The organism is Rhodococcus sp. NPDC076796, assembly GCF_040702765.1.
In the GTDB taxonomy this organism is placed as follows: domain Bacteria; phylum Actinomycetota; class Actinomycetes; order Mycobacteriales; family Mycobacteriaceae; genus Rhodococcoides.
The window spans coordinates 910324-931522 of record NZ_JBFBMS010000001.1; the positions used below are offsets into that span (position 1 = coordinate 910324).

Below are 21199 nucleotides of genomic sequence, written 5' to 3' on the forward strand. Positions count from 1 at the left end.
GTGTGCAACAGTGACGACCGACACACTTCGAGCCCTGAGGAGCAGCTGGTGACGATGTTCGGAAGCCGACCACCGGCAAACCTCGCAGCACGCGAGGACGACACCGCGACCAGGATCGTCGCACTCGAGATCGACCAGGTCGCGCACGAGACCGAGGACGCGATCTCGCTGACTTTCACCGTCCCCGAACACCTGGCCACGCAGTTCTCGTACGAAGCGGGGCAGTTCCTCACCCTCGAAATCCCTTGCTCGGACGAGGGATCCCTGGCGCGCTGCTACTCGTTCTCGAGCTCCCCGGTCCGCGATACCCAGCCGACCGTCACCGTCAAGCGGATCCCGAACGGACTCGCGTCACAGTGGCTGCACGAGAACGCAATTCGCGGGATGAAACTGAACGCGCTGGCACCGTCGGGCATGTTCGGTCCACAGAGCTGGGACTCCGACTTCGTGCTGATGGCCGCGGGCAGCGGAATCACCCCGATGCTGTCGATCATCAAGACCGCCTTGTTCCGACACGGCAACCGGATGACCCTCGTCTACGCGAACCAGGACCGCGAGTCGGTGATCTTCGCGGAACAGTTGGCAGAGTTGCAGTCTCGGTTCCCCGATCGACTCGACGTCCACCACTGGTTCACCTCGGAATCGGGACTCCCCACTGCAGCAGGACTGGCCTCGATGGGGGCCCAGGTGACCGACAACTGCGAGGCCTTCCTCTGTGGTCCGCCGCCGTACATGAACGTCGCGGAAGAATGGCTCGCGGGCACCGGCGTGACGGTTCGCCGTACCCACCGCGAGCTGTTCGCTTCCTTCGAGTCGAACCCATTTCAGCCCAGCGAATCCCCGGCCACGTCCGGATCGACTGCGGACTTCGTTACCGCCGAGGTCGAGATCGATGGGACGGCAACCGAATTCGAGTGGAATACAGACACCAAGCTACTCGACCGCCTGCTCGAGCTCGGACTCGATCCGCCGTACGTCTGCCGTGAAGGCACCTGCGGCGGCTGCGCTTACACCTTGACGGCGGGGTCGGTGACGATGCTCGCGAACGAGACACTGGACGAGTACGAACTCGGGCACGGGGTCCGGTTGGCGTGCCAGTCGATACCCGCCGCCGAGCCGATTCGTGCGGTGTTCGACCGCTGATGTCCACGGGGATCGGCCGTACGGCCTCGAACTACCTGCGGCGACACCCTGTTGTCGCCGTCTCCACCTTCGGACGTCAGATGTCGATGGGCGTCAAGGCCGGTCGATCGCTGACCTCGGACATCGCACACCGCCGTTTTCCCTTCGCCGAGTTCATCCGTCAATGCGCCTTCATGGCAAACACTTCCGTCATCCCGACGTTGCTCGTGGCCATCCCCTTCGGCGTCATCGTCTCGGTCCAGGTCGGTGCCATCGCCGGTCAGGTAGGTGCCACGTCTTTCGCCGGGGCCGCCAACGGACTCGGAATCATCCGACAGGGTGCGCCACTGGTGACCGCACTGCTCCTGGCCGGCGCGGTCGGATCCGCGGTCTGCGCAGACTTGGGCTCGCGCACCATCAGGGACGAGATCGACGCCATGGAAGTCATGGCGATCTCGCCCCTGCAGCGCCTGGTGGTGCCGCGCTTGGCGGCAGCGATGCTGGTCAGTGTCCTGCTCTGCGGAAGCGTGTGTTTCGTCGGATTCATTACCGGCTACATGTTCAATGTCTTCGTTCAATCCGGCACACCGGGCAGCTATCTGGGCACCTTCGCGTCGTTCGCCACCATCGGCGATCTGGTACTCGCACTGATCAAATCGCTCGTGTTCGGCGCGATCGTCGCAATCGTGGCCTGCGACAAGGGATTGAACACCAGGGGTGGCCCGGGCGGTGTGGCCAATTCGGTCAATGCCGCCGTGGTCAGTTCGGTGATCCTGCTCTTCGCGGTCAACGTGCTCTTCACTCAGCTCTACACCATCGTCTTCCCTGCGCGGTTGATCTGACATGGCCTCCCGGTACACACCGCCATTGGTCCGGCCGGTCGTCGCCACGGCCAAAACCGCTGTTGCAGGCCCGACCCGCGCGCTGGCCACCATGGGTCACCAGGCGACCTTCCTCGGCCGATCCGTGGCCTCGATGCCCTACACGCTGCGGCGATATCGACCGGAGCTGTGGCGACTGCTGTCGGACGTCAGCTGGGGCAACGGTGCCATCGTCGTCGGCGGCGGCACCATCGGCGTCATCGTTCTGCTCGGGGCATTCGCCGGAGCAACCGTCGGGATAGAGGGATACACCGCCCTGAATCTCCTGGGTATGGGCCCACTGACCGGTGCAGTGTCCGCCTTCGGAACCACCCGTGAACTGGCACCGCTGATCGCGGCGATCGGCTTCGCCGCGCAGGCCGGCTGCCGCTTCACCGCGCAACTGGGCTCCATGCGCATAGGCGAAGAGATCGATGCGCTCGAATCACTTGCCATAGATCCCCTCGCCTACCTCGTCAGCACCCGAATGATGGCCGCCGTCATTGCGATTCTGCCCCTCTACGTGCTCGGTTTGAGCGCGAGCTATCTGACGGCCCAGATCGTGGTCGGTGTCCAGAGCGGCCAGTCGGCCGGCACCTACCTGCACTACTTCCATTCGTTCCTCTCCGTCCAGGACGTGCTCTACTCGGTATCCAAAGCCGTTGTGTTCGTGCTCCTCACGACGATCATTCAGTGCTACTACGGCTATTACGCCTCCGGTGGGCCCGAGGGTGTCGGTGTTGCGGCGGGCAAGGCCATCCGCACCAGCATCATCGTCGTCATCTTCGCCAACACTCTGATGACACTGGCGATGTGGGGATCCGATCCCGGCATTCGGATCTCGGGATAGGGGCGCGCATGTTCGATGTCGGAGGTAGGTCACCCACGTTGTCCACGCTCGTGCTTCGAGGCCTGTGTGTGCTCCTGACGATGAGCGCGATCGCCGGCGCTCTGCTCGCGCGCTACACCGGAATCTGGCGCGATACAGTCGATGTCGTCGCGATGCTCCCCTCGCTCGGTGACGGCCTCCCGCAGAACGCGGACGTGAAGTTCCGAGGCGTGCTGGTCGGTGCTGTCGCAGGCGTCGACCGCGTTGCGGGAACGACGACGGTGACCATTCGGTTGCATCCTGCACGCGCCGAGACGATCCCGAACACCGTCACCGCGCGGGTCGTTCCCAGCAACATCTTCGCGGTCTCCTCGATCGAGTTGGTGGACACCGGCCCGGGCAGCGGGATCGAATCGGGATCGATCATCACCGGTGATTCTTCTCGGGAAACACTCGAACTGCAGACCGCGATGACGAGCCTGCGCAATGTGCTGACGGCGATCGACCCGGAGAAGTCGAGTTCGGTCCTGACTACCTTGGCCGATTCCCTCGACGGCCGCGGAGAATCCATCGGCACGTCCATCTCGACAGCCAGCAGGTACCTCACGACGCTGCGCGCCGAGATCCCCGATCTGACAGCGGATATCGACCTGCTCGACGCCTCCATCGGCAGCCTGAGCAGAACTGCACCGCAGCTGCTGGACACCTTGGAGAGCTCGTTGGTTCCCGCCGCGACACTCGTCGACAAACGTGCTCAGCTGGCCGCGTTCCTGACGAGTGCCGCGGGTGCCACGTCGGGTCTGGACGCAGCGTTGGCCCCCAACCTCTCGGGTGCCATCTCACTGGTTCGAGACCTCGATCCCGTGATGGGCGCATTGGCCGTCAACGGCGACGACCTTCCCGCAGGCGTGCGCGCATTCGGGCAGACGCTGGAAGGATTCAACAAGGCGTTCACAGGCCCCAACGGCCGACTGATCTGGTCGATCGACATCACCGCCACCCCCTTCACTCCGTACACCCGCGAAGACTGCCCGCGTTACGGCGACATGGCTGGAGCCAGTTGCACCACGGCACCGGGGGCGTCTGGTGGTCGCACTGTCACGACCGGCAGCACGGGAGCGTCGGCCGAAGGAATCGTCTACTCGCCGGGCAACATCGGACCCGTCGGCAGCGACCAGGAGAAGTCGGTCATCGGCGAAGTTTTGGGTAGGCCCGCCGATACGACATCGGTGATCCTGCTCGGGCCGCTGCTGCGCGGCCAGACCATCGCCGTCGACGCCGATCCGGTCGGTGCGCGATGACGTCGATCCGCAGGCCACTCATCGGGTTCGGCATCTTCATGGTCTGTGCCATTGCCGTCACCTCCCTCATCTGGACCACACTCGGACGATCGGTCGCAGGCGAGACGAACACATACTCGGCACTGTTCGAGGATGCGTCCGGGCTACAGAGCGGTGACGACGTCCGCATCGCAGGTGTTCGGGTGGGCAAAGTGGAGGACGTCTCGCTCGACGGGCACACGGCTCGAACACGTTTCGTCCTCGAGCAGGACCAGACCGTGTTCGAGAACACGATCGTCTCGATCAAATATCAGAACCTGATCGGTCAGCGGTACCTGGCATTGGACACCACCGGGGAACGAGGCAGGACCGTCGATCCCGGCACCACCATCGGAACCGATCGCACCGAGCCGTCGTTCGATGTCTCAGCTCTTCTGAACGGCTTTCAACCGCTCTTCAGCGTGCTCGATCCCGAGCAGGTCAACTCACTTTCGGAGTCGATCGTGGCGACCTTGCAGGGCGACGGCGTCTCGATCAGCAGTCTCATCGTTCAAAGCACCGCATTGGCAACAGAATTCGCCGAGAAGGACGAGATACTCGGGCTGATCGTGACCAACCTCGGGGAAGTACTCGCCGGGCTCGCCGATCGCGGTGCAGAGACGACCACCTTGATCGAGTCCACGGAGCGATTGATGACCGATCTCAACGCACAGGCAGGGCCGTTGACCAACACCGTGCGCACTCTGGGGGACACCGCCGGTCCCGTCGCCGAGATGGTCGATGATCTGCGGCCGTCGCTCGCGGGCACCATCGACCGGCTCGCAGACGTAACAGATCTCGTCAACGGCGACGGCGCACAGCTACGGACGTCGATCGGAGTTCTGCCCGCGCTGCTGGCTTCGTTCTCACGCATCACGGAGAACGGCAGCTTCATCAACATGTACGCCTGCAATCTGGATGTGAGCTTCGCCGGTGTGCTCCTCCCACCAGGAATCTTCAGCCAGATCGGCGGCAATCAGCATTCGGAGGTATGTCTCGAATGAAGCTTCGACTCGGACGTTTTCGGTTGTCACCGCCCACCATGGGCGCGGACTTCTGGCGCGGTATCGCAGGAATCTCGGTGATCGTCCTGGTCTTCGCAACGGTGATCGCCTACCAACACGCCGGAGTCGGAACACGCACGGTCGCCGTCCTGTTCGCTCAGGCCGCCGGGCTGCGAGTGGGCGACGACGTACGCATTGCAGGTGTGTCTTCGGGCAAGGTCGACGCACTTTCATTGGCAGGTGATCACGTCGTGGTCGAACTCCAGGTGGACGAGTCCGTGAGCCTGGGCTCGGAGACCACGGCCGAGATCACCTTGTCCACCATCCTGGGTTCGCGCTACGTCTCACTCTCGCCCGACGGTGCAACCCCGCTCGGCGAGGACCCGATCGCTCTGTCGCACAGCCGAGTTCCCTTCGATCTGCAGAAGACCATCGAGACGGGAACCCCGGTGATCGAGCAGATCGACGCCGGGGCGATGCGTGAGTCACTGACCACGCTGGCCGATCAACTCGAGGGCACCCCCGAACTGACGGGTCAGGCCTTGGAGAGCATCTCGGCGCTGTCGAGGGTCATCGCCGATCGTCGGGACCAGATAGCCGCGTTGCTCGAGAACGCCGACCAGGTGACCGGACGGTTGTCGGAGAACAGCACTGCTTTGATGGCAATGCTGGGACAAGGCGCAGCGGTGTCGGGAGCCATTGTCTCGCAGCGAGAAACAGTGGCGAACCTCATCGTGACCACCGACGCGCTCACCGCTCGACTCGATGCCGTGTTCGCCGAGAACAGAGCTGCGATAGACCCGTTGATCACGGAATTGACAGCACTGAGCCGAGGTTTGGCGAACAACGACGACACACTGCGACGAGTCTACGAAGGACTGCCGATTGCAGTACGACAGCTGACGAACGCCTCCGGCAACGGTCCGTACGTCGACATCGCCACTCCGTGGTCGCTGCTCCCGGACAACTGGCTGTGCGCCGCCGATGTAGTGCAGGGATGCCGATGAGAACCAGGATTCGTATCACCGGAGCCGCGTGCGCAGTGGTGTTGATGTTGGGCGCGGGCTGTGGCCTGCCTCGATCGATATCCGACGCCACCGGCGGAACCATCACGATCACCGCAGATCTGAACAATGCTGCCGGACTCTACGAGGGAAACGAGGTCTCGGTGCTGGGTATGGCGGTGGGAACGGTCGACACCATCGACGCCCAGGGTCCACATGTTCGGATCACCATGACCGTCGACCGGTCGGTGCAGTTACCTGCCGATCTCGAAGTGGCGACGATCTCGACGTCGGTGGTGACCGACCGGCACGTCGAGCTGACGCCGCCGTACTCGGGCTCCGGGCCTGTCGTCGAGGACGGGGCTCACGTGCCGCTGGCCAGAACGCATGTCCCCGTGGAGATCGACAGGGTGCTCGCCGCTGTCACCGAACTATCGACCACTCTCGCAGACAGCAGCGACGGCAATCGTCCCGTCGCGGATCTGTTGGCACTGGCGGACGAGGGTTTGACGGGGAACGGCGGCAGGATTCGCACCACCCTCGACGACCTGTCCGCAGCGCTCGCGGTCGGAGTCGACAACGAGGATTCGTTGACTCGCCTGATCTCCTCGGTCAGTGATCTGAGCCGCGTTGCGGCCGAGAACGATACGCAGATTCGCGACTTCTCCGCCGACATGGCGCAGGTGTTCGGCGAAGCCGGTGATCAGTCGGTCGCGCTGGGCGATACCGTTGCACAGGTCAATCGGATCGCGAGTCAACTCGCCGGTCTGATCGAGACCAACCGGTCCGCGTTCCCGACTCTGTTCGCGGATCTGCAGACGGCCGTCTCCGGGCTGACCGATCACGGCCGCGAACTCTCCGAGACCATCGACACGGCACCGACACTCTTTCGCAATCTGGAGAACGCGACGGACCCGGTGTCGCGAGCACTGCGTGTGCACTTCCTCACCGACAGAACGCTGTTCGACACGGAGTTGGTCAACCAGTTCTGTCAGCGAATCCAACTGAAGTCGGAGGGCTGCCGCACCGGGCGTGTCTACGATTTCGGGCCGGACTTCGGAATCTCGGCTGCACTGCTGGGGCTGAGCCGACCATGACGTCGTGGACGAAGTCGCTCACCACCCTTGCCGCCGCCGCGTTGCTGGCCGGGTGCAGCACCACTCTCGAGGACCTACCCCTACCGAGTCCGGGTGTCGGCTCCGATTCGTACCGCATCGACGCCGTCTTCACCGATGCCCTCAACCTGCCGCAGCAGGCGAAGGTCAAACTCGGCGGAGTCGACGTGGGGCAGGTGGAGCAGATCGACGCGTCGAACTACACGGCCGTCGTGTCGATGAGTATCCGCTCGGGCGTGGTACTTCCGGCCGACGTTCGCGCCGAACTTCGACAGGCGACCCCACTCGGCGATGTGTTCGTCTCGCTGTCGTCGACATCGTCGATCGCGCAGCCCGGCACCGCGCGTCTGCAGCCCGGCTCGACCATCGATGTGGCGTCTACGTCGGCGGGGGCAAGTGTCGAGGAACTGCTCGCCTCGGCGTCGATGGTCGTCAACGGAGGTGGTGTGAACCGACTGCAGACCATCATCGGAGAACTGGACACGGCTACGGCGGGGCACAGCGGCGACGCGTCGAACATCATCACAGAGCTCACCGCAACCGTAGCGGATCTGAATCAGCGCACGGCAGAGATCGATTCGATGCTCAGTAGGACGCAGGAGCTCAGCTCGGTTCTGGGCACCCGCACCGAGGCGATCGACGCAATCGCGCAGCAGCTCCCCGAACTCACGCGCACCCTGGCCGACAACAGCGCGGGCATCATCGATGTCCTCATTGCCGCCGGCGGCGCTGCCGACAAGCTCGGTATCTTCACCGACGAAGCGGGTTCGGCGTTGCGTGAGTTGCTCGTCGGGACCGAGCAGACTTTCGCGGACGTAGCGGCGATCGGAGACGACCTCGACGCGACGATGAAGCAGCTCGAGCAACTCGCCCCGAAGCTGACATCGAACACCAAGGGCAATTCCATCGCGATCTACGTCCGGCTGTCGTGGCTGAGTCTGGCTGCGCTCGACGACCCGTCGAGCCACTGGCCGGGTGCCCAGGACGGCGAGGACTTCGTCGGGAGCCTCACCGACACCCTGAACCGCGTGTACGGGCGCGTCACCGGGCAGGGCCTGACTCCGGCACCCACCATCGAGCAGCCGACTCCGACCGGTACACCGAATTCGGACGGGACGGGCCGATGACGCTGCGCAGCTGGGCCCACAGGCACCGGGTCCTCGTCTCGAACACTGCACTCGCGCTGGTTCTTGCCGTGGGAGCGGCCTACCTGACCATCGGTGCGCTGCGCATCGATCCGTTCGCACAGGACTACCGAATCACGCTGCGGCTCTCCGACTCCGGCGGGTTGCAGGCGAACGGCGACGTCTCACTACGCGGACTGCGCATCGGTCGAGTCGCCTCGGTCGACATCACCGCGGACGGCGTCGAGGCATCGCTGGACATCGCCGCCGGACATCTCGTTCCGGCCGACAGCACCGTCGTCGTAGCGGCTCTGTCGGCGGCAGGCGAGCAATACGTCGACTTCCGTCCCGAGTCGAACGACGCCCCATATCTGGTCGACGGCGATGTGGTGGAACGGAATCGGACGAGTACCCCGGTGCCGTTCGCGACGATGCTCGTCGGTGTCACCGATCTCGTGAGTCAGATCGACCCTACGCAGCTGTCGTCGATCATCGACGAACTCGACGCCGCGACGGCAGGAGGCACCGCGCAGCTGCAGGCGATCATCGACGGCGGCGGGGCATTGCTGACCGGACTCGATTCGGTTCTTCCCGAGACGATCACGCTGATTCGGACCGGCCGGACGCTGCTTCGGACGGTGTCCGACATCGAGCTCGACATCACCAGGCTGGCGATCGGCGGCAGATCGCTGGCGGATCAGTTGGCAGCCTCGGATGCAGAGGTCAGGGCTCTGCTCGACGACACACCGGCCCGACTCGATTCCGCCGGGACGGCCATCGCGGAGAACCGCAACGCGGGCGGAGACCTGCTGAAGAACCTGGCGCGGATCGCCCGAGCCGCCCGGCTACGCACACCCGCGATCGAGGCGCTGTTCCCCGCCATGTCTGCCGGTGCAGGCGCGTTCGGACTCGCAGGGCGCGACAACCAACTGAACGTCGTCGCGGATCCCTATCCGCGGCCCACCTGCGACTACCTCAACCCGACGGTGTCGCCGTCCATCGATGCCATGGCACCGCCGTTGAAGTACATGTACTGCAACAGCACCGACCCAGGGCTGCAGGTGCGCGGGGCGCAGAACGTCCCGCGTCCACCCGGCGACGACACCGGAGGTCCTCCTCCTGGGGCCACCGGACAAGAGCGCACGACAGGCGGCTGACCTGCCCCACCCATTCAAGTCTCACCACGAAGGAGCTCGACGATGTCGGACCTGAAGACGAACGACGACGCCGAAACACCGGACGGCGCAACACTCGACGCCGAATCCGCGGAAGGCCGAGCCGAACCGGAACTTTCCTCGCCGACGCGTCGGCGGCCGTCGGTCACCACGTCGGTTCTCGCCGTCCTGTTGTTCGCCGTGCTTGCCGTTGCCGGCCTGTTCGTGTATCAGCTCGAAAACCGACGCTCGGTGGACACGTCCCGCTCCGAGGCCGTCGACACTGCTCGCACATTTGCCATCACCCTGTTCACCTACAGCGCGGATACGTTCGACACCTATGTCGACGACGTATTATCCGGTGCCACAGGTTCATTGGCTGATACATTTGTCGAGACCAGCAGCGATCTGCAGGCGACTCTCGTCGAAGCCGGTGCGACGTCGTCCGCGCAGATCCTCGATATCGCTGCGAAATCCACGACCCTCGATCGGGTGGAAGTATTGGTGATCATCGATCAGACGGCATCGAATGCCACGGTCACCGAACCGCGTCAGGCGGTGAATGCGGTGATCATGACACTCGAACGGCAGGAGGACGGCAGGTGGTTGACCAGTGACGTCACCAATCCCAGTGCCGGACGATAGCGACCACGACACACCGTTCGTCGGTCCGTACTCCGAAGGTCCTCCGCCCGAGGCACTCGAAGTGCACTGTTCCGACCTCACCCGGTTCGGTCTCGAAGAGTTGGCGCGCGCGGTCATGATCACCGTCGTCCTCGCCGCAGCCACGGGGATAGCCGTCCTTCGCTGGCCGGTGTCCTGGGTGCGAAAGCGTCGACGCTTCTCGGTCGCCCTGGCCGAGGGACTCGTCAAGGGATTCGAGGCGTTGGGGCCCACTTTCGTCAAACTGGGTCAGCTGATGGCGTCGTCGCCCGGGGTCTTCCCTCCGGTGCTTGCCGACGCCTGTCTGCGGTTGCTCGACGGGGTTCCTCCCGTTCCGGCGCACAAAGCTCGGCGGGTGGTCGAGCGCGACTTGGGCGGCAGGATCGAGGACCTCTTCGACTCGTTCGACGACGTACCGCTCTCGGCTGCCTCGGTGGCTCAGGTCCACGCCTGTGTGTTGCGCGACGGACGAGACGCCGTCGTGAAGGTGCAGCGTCCGGAAATCAGGCGTCGTATGCGCGTCGATCTTCGGGTGGCGTTCGCAGGCGCATCGCTGTTGGAGCGGTTCTTCGAGTTCTTTCGTATCGCCAACGCGACGGTGATCGTCCGCGAGCTCAACGATCTGACGGCTCACGAATTGAACGGTGCCGCCGAGGCACTGCGGCAGCAGAACTTCCGCAACAACGTGCATGTCTTCGGCGACAATGCGGGCGTCATGGTTCCGGAGATCTACTGGAGCCATTGCGGTCCGCGCGTGATCTGCATGGAGCTAGTTCGCGGCACTCCGGTCGGCCGAATAACGACGAGTGAACTTGCCGGGATCGACTCCGAGCTGCAGCTTCGTCGTGGTGTGAAAGTCTGGTTGGAAGCCGTTGTGCTGCATGGCCCGTTCCACGGCGATGTGCACGCGGGCAATCTGTGGGCGCTGGACGACGGTCGCGTGGGATTCCTCGACTTCGGGATCGTCGGCGAATTGCCCGAGGAGTGGCGCATCGTACTGCGTGAGATGTTTCGTGCGTCGCTGTTCGACGGCAACTACACCGAAGCTGCGAGGCGCATCCGCATGCTCGGGGTCACCGAGGGAACTACATTGGGCGACAAATTGATCGGGTTTCAACTGAGGAAGCTCTTCGAGCCGATTCTGGGCCGTGGAGCCGCCCGACTCGATCTGAGCAAGCTGGTCGCATCTCTCGTCGAGACCGGCAGACGCTGGGGCGTCGCGACTCCGGAGGAACTGGTGCTGTTCGGCAAGCAGCTCGGTTACTTCGAGCGCTACTCGGCCGCACTCGCACCGGAGTGGGTGTTGGGTCGAGACCTGTTCCTGTTCAAAAACATTCTCCCGGAAGAAGTGGCCGCAGCGGTGGCCGCGAGAAACATCGTGCTACCGGACTAGGTTCGTTCCACGGGTAGTTCGGGCGGGCGGGCCGAGTACGAGAAACTCTAAGTTTTGCGAAATATTCGGCGTCGTTCTGACCCCGAACGCGTGACCGCTCGTTGAACAATCGGCTACGGCGTTCCACCGATCCTTGTCGACGTCGACAATCGATTCGACCGTCGATGTTCGACAATGCTCCTGGGGGTTTACATGGATCCGATTTCACGACGCAGCGCTTTGAAAGGCCTCGGCCTGGCGGCGGGCTTGGTCACGCTCGGTTCGTCCGGTGCGGGTCTCGCGTTCGCGCAACCTTCACCGACGGAGTTGCGAGTGCTGGCAATCAACACCTGGCTCAACGGGACCAGGATCGACAACGGTCTCGAACTGGTTGCCGGCATCATCCAATCGACCGGCGCATCGGTGGTACTGCTCTCCGAAGCTCGCACCGCCGCAGCGGATCTGGTAGTCATCCTGGAAAGGCTGGGGTTGAAGTTCTATTCGGCACCCAGCGAAGACACCGCCGTGCTGTCCCTGTATCCGATCCAGGAAACCGGCTTGTTCGAGTACATGACCAAGGCAGTGATCGCGCCGGGCGGTGTGCCCATCGCCGTGTACGCCGCCCACCTCCAGTACCAGTGGTACGCAACCTACCTGCCGCGCGGCTACGGGGCCGGAGTGCCCGAACCCGGCCGGTTCTCCGAGTACGGCTGGGACAAGATACCGACCGGCCCGGTCACCGACGTAGCGGCGGTCACCCAGATCAACGACGAGTCCGGACGTCCGACCGAGATCGCCGAGTTCATCGCCGACGCCGCGCTGGAACAGGCCAAAGGTCGGGCCGTCATTCTCGGTGGCGATTTCAACGAACCGTCGACACTCGACTGGACCCCGGCAACCAAGGATCTGTTCGACCACAACGGAGTGGTACTGCCGTGGGGTTCCACCCAGCGACTGAAGGATGCAGGCTTTGTCGACGCCTACCGACACCTGTACCCCGATCCGGTCACTCATCCCGGATTCACCTGGCCTACAGACAATCCCGATGCCTCGGTGTCGTCACTCACGTGGACACCGGAAGCGGACGAGCGAGACCGAATCGACTACATCTTCGCTCGCCCGTCACCGCAGCTGACGCTGACATCGGCAGGCATCGTGGGCCCACGCGGATCGATCGTCCGCAATCAGCGGGTCGAAGAATCGACGGCCGACAACTTCGTCTCCTCACCGCTGCCGTGGCCGACCGATCACAAGGCAGTCATCGCGAGCTATGGACTGGGTTCGGGCCCGATCGGCTTGCCTCCGACTTTCGGGTCGTCCGGCGGTCGGTGACCGGAAGTCGCGAGCGAGATCGCGAGCGACCGATCCTCTTTCGCCTCGACCAACGGGTGAGGTTCCGCCGCGAATCGTCCGACCGAGCCCTGGGCGCGTGCGATACCCGCGATACCGCCCCACACCATCATGGTCAGGTAGTCGACGAGTTCGTCGGCCGACATGGTCCGGTCGTAGATCCACCAATGTGATGCCAATCGAACCGCGCCGATCATGGCGAAGGCGATCGGCATTGCTCCTGCCGTCGAGAAATCCCGAGTTCGCAGCCTGTCGGCGGTCACCGCGCTGAGCACGTCCGCGATCAGTTGCTCCGACGCGGTGATGATCTCGCGATTGTTCGCTGCGGAGTTGTTGGCATGGACGTAGATGTAGATCTCGGGATCCGTGGCTACCGTCGTGACGTATGCCGCGATCACTGCACGGGTGAGTTGATACTCGTCGAGATCCTCGGAGAGTGCTTCGTGAATCCGCGGCACCAGCACCGTCTCGATGTACCGTTCCATCGCGGCGTCGGTCAAGCCCTTCTTGTCGGTGAAGTGCTTGTAGAGAACAGTTTTCGAGACGCCGTTCTCCATCGCGATCTCGTCCAGCCCAACGGCGTGCCCATGCCTGCGGATCGCTGCCAAAGTGCCGTCGAGCAGCTCACGACGCCGCGTGATCCGGTGATCACGCCACCGATGACTGCGCCCGTCCACCTTCGTCGCTGCGGTCACGCCCGCTGCGCGACTGCCCGCGAACCGTTCAACAGAATGGAGGCAACCAGTTCCGGGTCGTCCGTCATCGGCACGTGCCCCAGCCCCGCATAGGTCGTGACGTCCGCCTGCGGAAAGGTCTGCTGTACCAGCGGTGCCTGATACACCGGCAGCACCCAGTCTCGACGGCCCCATGCGACGGTGACGGGGACACTCTCGTCGACCGGAACGCTGAAGCGCGGCACTGCATTACCAGCCGCGTCGATCGCCCTGTTGGTGGTGATGCTCGACGCGTCGATCGTGGCCGTGGCCGCCGGAACTCGCCACGGCTTGGCATAGAAGACCGAGTTCGCGATCGTACGACCGACGACGCTCTTCATGACGGCAGGCGCGATCGGACCGATCAGTCGGGACAACGCCCTCAGCAAGCGAAAGACGAGCAGTGCCCGCGTCTGATCCCAGTGTCCGCGAAAGAAACCGGCAGGCGACAGTGCGGTGGCAGAGGCCACCGACCCTCGGGCCGCGAGTTCGAGGGCGAAATAGCCGCCGAGAGAATTGCCGGCCACGTGCGGCTTTTCTCCGTCCACCGAGATCTGCTCGAGGAATCGCTCGAGTTCGACGACGATCCATGGACCGAGATCGAAGTCCTCGGTGGGCAGTTCGGGCGAATCACCGTGTCCGGGCAGGTCGACGGTCACCACTCGCCGATGGCGCGACAGTGCGTCGACGACGCTGTCCCACGCATGCTGCCGGTGCACGATGCCGTGGATGAGTACCAACGTCGGCCCCTCCCCTCGGATCGTGTGCGCGAGAGCCCGGCCATCGATATCGAAAGTCACTGCAGTCCACTCTCTGTCGTCTACGCCGTGAAAACGTCTACTGCCTCGGGACCGGCCACCTGGCTCGGCACGGTCCGTCCGAACGTCATGGATTCGGTGAGGTCGTCGAATCGAGCGTCGATTCGATCGAGAATATAGTTCTGGCGTACGGACCACGGGCGTTCGGTTCCCGATTTCGGCAACTGGTCGAGCGACCTGGTGACATATCCGGACGCGAGATCCACGACCGGTCGGGCGGTCAGCTTCTTGTCCTGCCGGTTCGGAATCGCGCGGGTATGACCGCGAGATCTCATGTGAATCAACAGTTTCGCCACGGCTTGCGCGGTCATGTCGGCCTTGAGCGTCCACGATGCGTTCGTGTACCCGATGGACCAGGCCACGTTGGGTACGTCCTCGAGCATGTGGCCCTTGTAGACGAACTTGTCGTGCACTTCGACGCGCGCGCCGTCCAACGACAACTCGATACCGCCGAACGCCTGCAGCTTCAATCCCGTTGCGGTGACGATGATGTCGGCCGGGATCTCGTCACCCGATTCCAACCGAATCCCATCGGCGGTGATCTCGGCGATCTTGTCGGTCACCACGGTCGCGCGACCGGAGCGAATGGCCTTGAAGAGATCGCCGTCGGGCACGACGCACAGTCGCTGGTCCCAGGGGTCGTAGGTCGGGTTGAAGTGCGTGTCGACGTCGTACCCGCGTGGCAGCTGAGCCTTCGTCATCGCGCGAAAGACCTTGCGGGCCGTCTTCGGTGCGCGGCGGCAGAGCTGGTAGGAACCGACCATCAGCAGGGCGTTGCGCCAGCGAAGTGCGCTGTGGGCGAGCGTGTCCGGCAGTAGTCGCTTGGTGATCGTGGTGAACGGATCGGTCATCGGCAGTGACGCGATGTAGGTCGGTGAACGCTGGAGCATCGTCACCGATGCCGCATCGGCAGCCAACGATGGCACCAACGTGATTGCGGTTGCACCACTTCCGATCACGACGACCTTCTTGCCGGAGTGGTCGAGGCCCTCCGGCCACTGCTGCGGATGCACGACCTGTCCGGCGAAGTCGTCCAGTCCGGGTATGTCGGGAGAGTATCCGCCCGCATAGTCGAAGTAGCCGGTGCACAGGAACACGAATCGGCTGCGGTAGCGCTTCGGCACGCCGTTGGACACGGTGTCGACGGTCCACAGATCCGTCGACGAGTCCCAGTTCGCCGCGGTGACCATGGTCGAGAAATGCGTGTGCTCGTCGATGCCGTTGGATTCGACGGTGTCGACGATGTAGTTGCGGATGTCTTCGCCGTGAGCCAGCAGGGTGTCGCCCTGCCACGGAGTGTGCGGAAATGCGAAGGTGAAGATGTCACTGTCGGAACGAATACCCGGGTAGCGGAACAGGTCCCACGTGCCACCTGCTCGCTCGCGCCCTTCGAGAACGGCGTAGGTCATTTCGGGCGCCATCTGCTGCAGGCGATATGCCGCGCCGACCCCCGAGATACCGGCTCCGATGATGAGCACGTCCTTGAAGTCGTCTTCGATCGAACTGCCGATCTCGGGCCACTGGCCTGGACTCTTCTTCACGTCGCACCTCGCTGTCTTGCCGAACTCCATCGAGGTTCGCGCCGGGAGCAGCGGCACCGCGACTTACATCACATAATGTGCCATTGACGAATGGTGATGTCAATGCCAGTCTTTTGGTACACCGAAGACAGGAACTCTCATGAACCGCACACGTCCCATTGGAAGCAGCGCCCGATGACTCCTGTGGTGGTCGGGGCCGCAGGAGTCATCGCCCTCGTCCTGTTCACTTCACGCGGCGCAGGCATGGACTTCGACCGACGCTCTCTGGCCGGCGCGTACAAGCCGGTGCGCTCGACGTGGTCGAAGCGACTGCGGACGCGTCGACGCACGTGGTGAGCTCGGGAGCGGTCCGTTCCGTTCTGTGACATCACCCGACGTGGGCGAGTTCGATCAGTACGCTCGGACCCATGCCCGATCGGAAGTACGCAGGCAGATCCCCACAGGAGCGTTCCTCCGAACGTATTACCCGTCTGATGGATACCGGGATCGGTCTGTTCGGCACGCACGGATACGCCGCGACGACGATCGGCATGTTGTGCTCGGAATCGAACGTGTCGACCCGTCACTTCTATCGCGAGATCGGAAGCCGGACGGAGCTGCTCAAGAAGATCGTCACCACCTTGAATCAGGACGGCGAGCGCGCTGCGCGAGACGCACTGTCGGACGACGGTCAGCAATCGGCGGTGGCGTCGATCGACGCCGCGATCCGGGCGTACCTCGGCGTCACGTGTCGCACCCGGATGTCGGCTCGGGTCTGCTACGTCGAGGTGGTCGGAGTCAGTACCGATATCGAGCTGTGGCGCATGAATCAGCGAGACGTCATCGTCGAGATGTTCGGTTCCCTGACAACTGCCGCCGCAGCACGAGGAGAACTGCCCGACAGAAACTATCGTCTGGTCATTCTCGCGATCATCGGTGCCGCCAATATCTTCGCCCAGGAGTGGGCTCTGAGCTGCAGCTCGAGTGCCGAACCGACCGATGACACCTTCACCCCGTACATCGACACCCTCGTCGAACTGGTCACCGCCGCGCTGCGGACGCCCCGACCCGTATAGCCCGACCATCGATAGTGACCCATCACACTCCTGCTCGACGTATGTTTCGGAGCAGCTGGATCGACTCATACTTATCGGCGTCGTCCGCGACGCCCCCAGCTCCGGATGTCCGGAGACGACCTACACGAAAGAGGTACGCACCGATGGCCGACTTCATCGACAAGGCTCAGCACAAGGCAGAGGAACTGGCCGGGACTGCGAAGGAGAAGGCCGGCGAGGCAACCGGTGACGACAGTCTTCGCGCCGAAGGTGCCACCGACCAGGCCAAGGCCAACACCCACCAGGCCGCCGACAAGGCTTCCGACGTCGCCGAGAATGTCGCCGACTCCGCGGCCGGCGCAGCCAAGGAGGCCAAGCATGCCGCCTCCGACGTCGCCGACAAGGCGGCCGACGTGGCCGAAGACGTCAAGGACACCGTCAAGGACAAGGTCGGCAACGTCGATGCCGACGACGTGAAGGAGAAGGCCTCCCAGGTCGCCGACAAGGCAGCCGACAAGGCCTCCGCCGTCGCCGACGACGTGAAGAACAAGGTTCGCAACATCGACAGCGAGGATGTGGCCGAGGCCGCGAAGGTCGGTACTCCCGTCATCGCCGCCATCGCAGCCGTTGCCGGTGCTGTCGCCTTCGTGCTGATCCGTCGACGCAACCGTCGCAACAGCGCTGCGCACCTGTTCGTGCCGTCGAAGCGCACCACCCGCAAGCTCGCCAAGAAGGCCCGCAAGCACAGCTTCTGACGGCAATTGCACGAAAAAGCCCCGCCTCCCGTTCGAGGCGGGGCTTCTCTCGTCTCTACAGCGGCTTGAGTGCCCGGCTGGGCACCCAGTGCGTGACGGTTTCGCTTCGGTCTCGTGACATCAACTCGTACGTGACGCGACCGAGCCAATCCCCGTCGACGGTGATGGACCATTCGACCAGATCTCCCGGCACCACGCGTCGCACATCGAATCCCTCGGGGTTGAACTTCGACGAGTGGTGCGGCGGAAGCGGGTAGAGGATGTTGAGGTCGATCCAGACCTTCAGCGGTGGTCGGAGCAGCTTGAACGGCCGCACGGCAGACGCCGGTCGAGGTTGCGCGCGCCGTGCCATCGTTCGATCATACGTTCGATTTCCACACCGATCCACCGCCCCGGAGAACGAAGAACGGCCACCCGCACGCGAGGTGCAAGTGGCCGTTGTTCGGTGTTACGAGGATCAGATGCCGAGCGATCCGGCCAGGAACGGCCAGGAGTTGTGCAGGTCGTCCTGCCAGTAGCCCCACGAGTGGTTTCCGATCGGGCGGAAGTCGACCGTGGCCGGGATTCCGAGCTGGTCGAGGCGCTTGGCCAGATTCGAGGTGCAGAAGTTGGTGGCAACTTCGATGCCGCCGCCGACGATGACCTGATTGGCGAGCGTCGCCGGGTCGTTCTTCAGACGCGGGTTGGCGTAGGTGTCGTTCGGTGCACCGGGCAGGCCGCTGCCGGTGCTCATGTAGATCTGCGTTCCGCGGAGCTTCTCGGCGTTCAGCAGCGGATCGTTCTCGCGCCATACGGGGCCGTCGAGCGGTCCCCACATGTTCTCGACGTTGCCGCCGCCGTAGGTCTCGACGACGAGCTTGACGAACTGCTGACCGATGGGGTCGGAGGTCTGAGCGCAGCCGCTGTACGCAGCGACGCCGGTGAACTTGCCCGGGTACTTGATCGCGATGTTGAGAACCGAGGTGCCCGTCATGGACAGTGCTGCGAGCGACTGGCGGCCGTTGGTGTCGAACTGGGCGTCGATCAGCGGGGGCAGTTCTTCACCGAGGAAGGTGCTCCACTTGTTGCTGCCGAGCTTCGGATCGTCCTGGATCCAGTCGGTGTAGTACGACCACTTGCCCTTCTGCGGAGTCACGATGTACGCGTTCTTGTCCGAGAGGAAGGCCTCGGCGTCGGTCTGCGACTGCCACGATGCGGCATCCTCGCCGCCGCCTGCGCCGTTGAGCAGGTAGAGCACCGGGCGGGACACGCTGTCGTCGGCCGGCTTCTGCACCGTCACCGGAATGGTGCGGTTCATCGACGCCGAGAACACCTGGAGCTGAACCTGGCGGTTGTCGAGAGTGTTCACCGATTCGATCCGCGATCCGTTGCTCGACTGCGTCGTGGCCGCAGGCAGTTCGTCTGCGGACGCGACGGGCGTCATCAGCGCGGTCGGAAGAATCGCCACTGCGAGGGCGACGGCCGTAGCCGAACCGATTCGCCGGAAGCCGTGTCGTCGAGATCGTGGCACGCTGTTTCACCTTTTCGTCGAGTTACACCGGTCGAGTCTCTACATCGGCCGAAGATGAGGTGACGTTACCTCGAGCAACCGACCGGTAAGTTATGGACCGGACGAATCCGAGACTCGATCGTGATGCTCGCGGTCGTCGTGTCGAATGACGACAAGGCAACCCACGATGACGATCATCGCGGTCACCACACCCACGGGCAGCGGCGAATACAGCCAGACGATGGGCCGCACATAGTCGTCGGGCGTGCCGTCCGTCCATCCGAATTCCCGCGGCGGCACCGGAGCCGACACCCAGAACAGCGTCAGCGCGAACGGAATCAGCGGACCGATGCTCGACGCCACCGTGCGGGTGGGTTGCATCGACCCGACGGCCAGGCCGAGGGCGACGGGATACAGAGTGCAATAGGCAACGGTTCCAACGACATTGACCGCACTGTCGCCGATCGGAAGCAGACCCGTGGCCGTGACCACGGCCAGCAGCACGAGCGCGGGGGTCGACAGGTCTCGGCGCAGGCCCACCCCTACCGCCGCAACGAACAGCGACGCAGAGATCGGCAGCACCCACCACGACGCGTCCGACCATCCCAGCGAATTGACCCCGGACGCCGCGATCGCCAACCCCAGCATCATGTATCGGCCGTCGCGGCCACCGAGGTCGAACGCGACGGCGTAGGTAAGGAGGACCACGATCGCGACGGCGAACATCCACATGGTCACCGTCGACGTCGTGTTGCCGAGGTAGGCATAGGCCGTCAGACAGACGAATCCCAGCACGAGAGCGGCCACCGCGTCGGAGGATTCGAATCGGCCCACGGGTGCGCGCCGGACGGCCACGAGCAGCACAACAGTGGTTGCGAGCAGGAGAAGTAGAGGGACGGTCGATTCGACGTGCTGCGGTGCCAAATTGTCCATCCACCGTCCCTCACGCGGTCCGCGTAGTGCAGAGATCGCGTGGTAGAACAACATCGAGCCAGCAGCCCGACCGCGATGCCTGCAGACGGAAGTCTGCGTCCACCGGCGACGAATCCGCAGATGCCGACCAGAACGCCCGCGCCGAGGGCGTTGGTCGTCACCGCTTGGTTGGACGCGATCGGTGCGAACGACGGCAGCGCAATCACTGCCGCCCCGAGCACGGCAGCCACTGCAGACGACACCCGGGGGCGTCGGCGATGAACTACCGCGAGCACGACCACAGCGGCCATCACCGCGAGGGTGCCCGCCCACTGCGCGGTGACGAATGCCCCGTACCACTTGCCCGAGGACTCGATGTGGAACAAGTCCTGGCCGAGCGATTCGCGAATCGAGTATCCGGCAACGAATCCACCGCATACCGTTGCCACAACTGGCCCGTACCGATCCGCGATCATGTCTTCAACGTAGAGGTATTCCCTCGGAACGGGTGTCTGTGGTCTATTGGGTGCCAGCCCCAGCGAAGGAGTCGATCGAGATGTTTCGTCGCACAGCCGTCATCGCGTGCGTCATTGCAGGTGCCGCCGCTCTCGGAATGGGAACGGCCGCCGCCGACGAATGGCCCACTCCGCCGCCGTATCCGAGTCCGACGGCCCCACAGGATGTCACCGGCTTCCTCACTCCTCAGGACCCGGACTACTGGAACCCCTTCGTCAGCAAGAACAGACTGACCTCGCCCTACGGCAACAGCACTCGCATCGTGTGCACCGGTTTCCATGGCGTGTTGCTCGAGTGCTGGCAGGCCGACTCGAACGGCAACCCGCACAAGCTGATTCCGTTGAACATGAACTATCCGGGTTCGACGGGTCAGCTGTTGCCCGGCGGCGGGCCCGGGCATTTCGTCTACCCCGGTTTCATCCCCGGCATCGGCTGATCCGCACCTGACCGTTCACTATCGTCGACCGATCGCGGATTCCCGCAGATCGGCGACGCTACTGAACAG

Annotated in this window: 22 protein-coding genes and 1 pseudogene; 16 read left to right on the plus strand and 7 right to left on the minus strand. The window is 63.8% G+C overall.

Features of this window, described 5'->3' with window-relative positions:
* Nucleotides 1-54: 54 nt before the first annotated feature.
* The 12 genes from AB0366_RS04160 (at nt 55) to AB0366_RS04215 (ending at nt 12898) form a co-directional block, all read left to right on the plus strand.
* A complete protein-coding gene (locus AB0366_RS04160) occupies nt 55-1143 on the plus strand; it encodes a ferredoxin--NADP reductase (protein WP_366242980.1) in 1089 nt (362 codons plus the stop codon).
* A gap of 80 nt (nt 1144-1223) precedes the next feature.
* Nucleotides 1224-1964, plus strand: coding sequence for an ABC transporter permease (locus tag AB0366_RS04165; protein WP_366242981.1), 741 nt, complete (start codon nt 1224-1226; stop codon nt 1962-1964).
* A gap of 1 nt (nt 1965) precedes the next feature.
* Nucleotides 1966-2832, plus strand: coding sequence for an ABC transporter permease (locus AB0366_RS04170; RefSeq protein WP_366242801.1), 867 nt, complete (start codon nt 1966-1968; stop codon nt 2830-2832).
* Nucleotides 2833-2840: 8 nt separating this feature from the next.
* Nucleotides 2841-4112: an MCE family protein gene (locus tag AB0366_RS04175; protein ID WP_366242802.1), complete on the plus strand. Its 1272-nt coding sequence runs from the start codon at nt 2841-2843 to the stop codon at nt 4110-4112.
* Complete coding sequence (locus tag AB0366_RS04180; RefSeq protein WP_366242803.1) at nt 4109-5134, plus strand: MlaD family protein; 1026 nt, start codon at nt 4109-4111, stop codon at nt 5132-5134. Before AB0366_RS04175 ends, AB0366_RS04180 begins: the two co-directional genes overlap by 4 nt.
* Entirely contained in the window at nt 5131-6141 is a 1011-nt protein-coding gene (locus AB0366_RS04185; protein ID WP_366242804.1) for an MCE family protein, read from the plus strand. The genes AB0366_RS04180 and AB0366_RS04185 overlap by 4 nt, the downstream gene beginning before the upstream one ends.
* The gene (locus tag AB0366_RS04190; protein ID WP_366242805.1) at nt 6138-7235 is read left to right on the plus strand and encodes an MCE family protein; all 1098 of its coding nucleotides are present in this window, start codon (nt 6138-6140) and stop codon (nt 7233-7235) included. Before AB0366_RS04185 ends, AB0366_RS04190 begins: the two co-directional genes overlap by 4 nt.
* Nucleotides 7232-8380 (plus strand): MCE family protein, encoded by a 1149-nt coding sequence (locus AB0366_RS04195; RefSeq protein ID WP_366242806.1) that lies wholly within the window; start codon nt 7232-7234, stop codon nt 8378-8380. The genes AB0366_RS04190 and AB0366_RS04195 overlap by 4 nt, the downstream gene beginning before the upstream one ends.
* Entirely contained in the window at nt 8377-9534 is a 1158-nt protein-coding gene (locus AB0366_RS04200; protein ID WP_366242807.1) for an MCE family protein, read from the plus strand. Before AB0366_RS04195 ends, AB0366_RS04200 begins: the two co-directional genes overlap by 4 nt.
* Nucleotides 9535-9576: 42 nt before the next feature.
* On the plus strand, nt 9577-10176 hold the full coding sequence (locus AB0366_RS04205; protein ID WP_366242808.1) for a hypothetical protein: 600 nt from the start codon (nt 9577-9579) through the stop codon (nt 10174-10176).
* Nucleotides 10163-11587 (plus strand): AarF/UbiB family protein, encoded by a 1425-nt coding sequence (locus AB0366_RS04210; protein WP_366242809.1) that lies wholly within the window; start codon nt 10163-10165, stop codon nt 11585-11587. The genes AB0366_RS04205 and AB0366_RS04210 overlap by 14 nt, the downstream gene beginning before the upstream one ends.
* Nucleotides 11588-11779: 192 nt before the next feature.
* A complete protein-coding gene (locus AB0366_RS04215) occupies nt 11780-12898 on the plus strand; it encodes an endonuclease/exonuclease/phosphatase family protein (protein ID WP_366242810.1) in 1119 nt (372 codons plus the stop codon).
* On the opposite strand, the gene AB0366_RS04220 is transcribed toward AB0366_RS04215, so the two are convergent.
* From AB0366_RS04220 to AB0366_RS04230, 3 genes are read right to left on the minus strand one after another with little or no spacing between them, the layout of a single operon-like run.
* Complete coding sequence (locus tag AB0366_RS04220) at nt 12835-13611, minus strand: TetR/AcrR family transcriptional regulator (protein ID WP_366242811.1); 777 nt, start codon at nt 13609-13611, stop codon at nt 12835-12837. The genes AB0366_RS04215 and AB0366_RS04220 overlap by 64 nt on opposite strands.
* The gene (locus AB0366_RS04225) at nt 13608-14429 is read right to left on the minus strand and encodes an alpha/beta fold hydrolase (protein WP_366242812.1); all 822 of its coding nucleotides are present in this window, start codon (nt 14427-14429) and stop codon (nt 13608-13610) included. Before AB0366_RS04225 ends, AB0366_RS04220 begins: the two co-directional genes overlap by 4 nt.
* A gap of 20 nt (nt 14430-14449) precedes the next feature.
* Entirely contained in the window at nt 14450-15988 is a 1539-nt protein-coding gene (locus AB0366_RS04230; RefSeq protein WP_366242813.1) for an NAD(P)/FAD-dependent oxidoreductase, read from the minus strand.
* A 174-nt stretch (nt 15989-16162) separates the two neighbouring features.
* Between AB0366_RS04230 and AB0366_RS04235 the strand changes: the two genes are divergently transcribed.
* The 3 genes and pseudogenes from AB0366_RS04235 to AB0366_RS04245 all read left to right on the plus strand — a co-directional run.
* Nucleotides 16163-16324: a hypothetical protein gene (locus AB0366_RS04235; protein ID WP_366242814.1), complete on the plus strand. Its 162-nt coding sequence runs from the start codon at nt 16163-16165 to the stop codon at nt 16322-16324.
* Nucleotides 16325-16395: 71 nt separating this feature from the next.
* On the plus strand, nt 16396-17043 hold the full coding sequence (locus AB0366_RS04240; RefSeq protein ID WP_366242815.1) for a TetR/AcrR family transcriptional regulator: 648 nt from the start codon (nt 16396-16398) through the stop codon (nt 17041-17043).
* 143 nt (nt 17044-17186) lie between these two features.
* Nucleotides 17187-17372 (plus strand): annotated as a pseudogene (locus AB0366_RS04245) (CsbD family protein); the annotation flags it as partial.
* 460 nt (nt 17373-17832) lie between these two features.
* On the opposite strand, the gene AB0366_RS04250 reads toward AB0366_RS04245, so the two are convergent.
* The 4 genes from AB0366_RS04250 to AB0366_RS04265 form a co-directional block, all read right to left on the minus strand.
* Nucleotides 17833-18129 (minus strand): hypothetical protein, encoded by a 297-nt coding sequence (locus AB0366_RS04250; protein ID WP_121871062.1) that lies wholly within the window; start codon nt 18127-18129, stop codon nt 17833-17835.
* 105 nt (nt 18130-18234) lie between these two features.
* Nucleotides 18235-19287 (minus strand): alpha/beta hydrolase family protein, encoded by a 1053-nt coding sequence (locus AB0366_RS04255; RefSeq protein ID WP_237669008.1) that lies wholly within the window; start codon nt 19285-19287, stop codon nt 18235-18237.
* A 90-nt stretch (nt 19288-19377) separates the two neighbouring features.
* Nucleotides 19378-20073, minus strand: a complete 696-nt coding sequence (locus tag AB0366_RS04260) for a hypothetical protein (protein ID WP_366242816.1) — start codon at nt 20071-20073, stop codon at nt 19378-19380.
* Nucleotides 20040-20654 carry a hypothetical protein gene (locus AB0366_RS04265; protein WP_366242817.1) on the minus strand — a complete coding sequence of 205 codons (615 nt, stop codon included), beginning with the start codon at nt 20652-20654 and terminating at the stop codon, nt 20040-20042. Before AB0366_RS04265 ends, AB0366_RS04260 begins: the two co-directional genes overlap by 34 nt.
* Nucleotides 20655-20734: 80 nt before the next feature.
* On the opposite strand from AB0366_RS04265, the gene AB0366_RS04270 reads away from it, so the two are divergent.
* A complete protein-coding gene (locus AB0366_RS04270) occupies nt 20735-21130 on the plus strand; it encodes a hypothetical protein (protein ID WP_121871064.1) in 396 nt (131 codons plus the stop codon).
* Nucleotides 21131-21199: the final 69 nt, after the last annotated feature.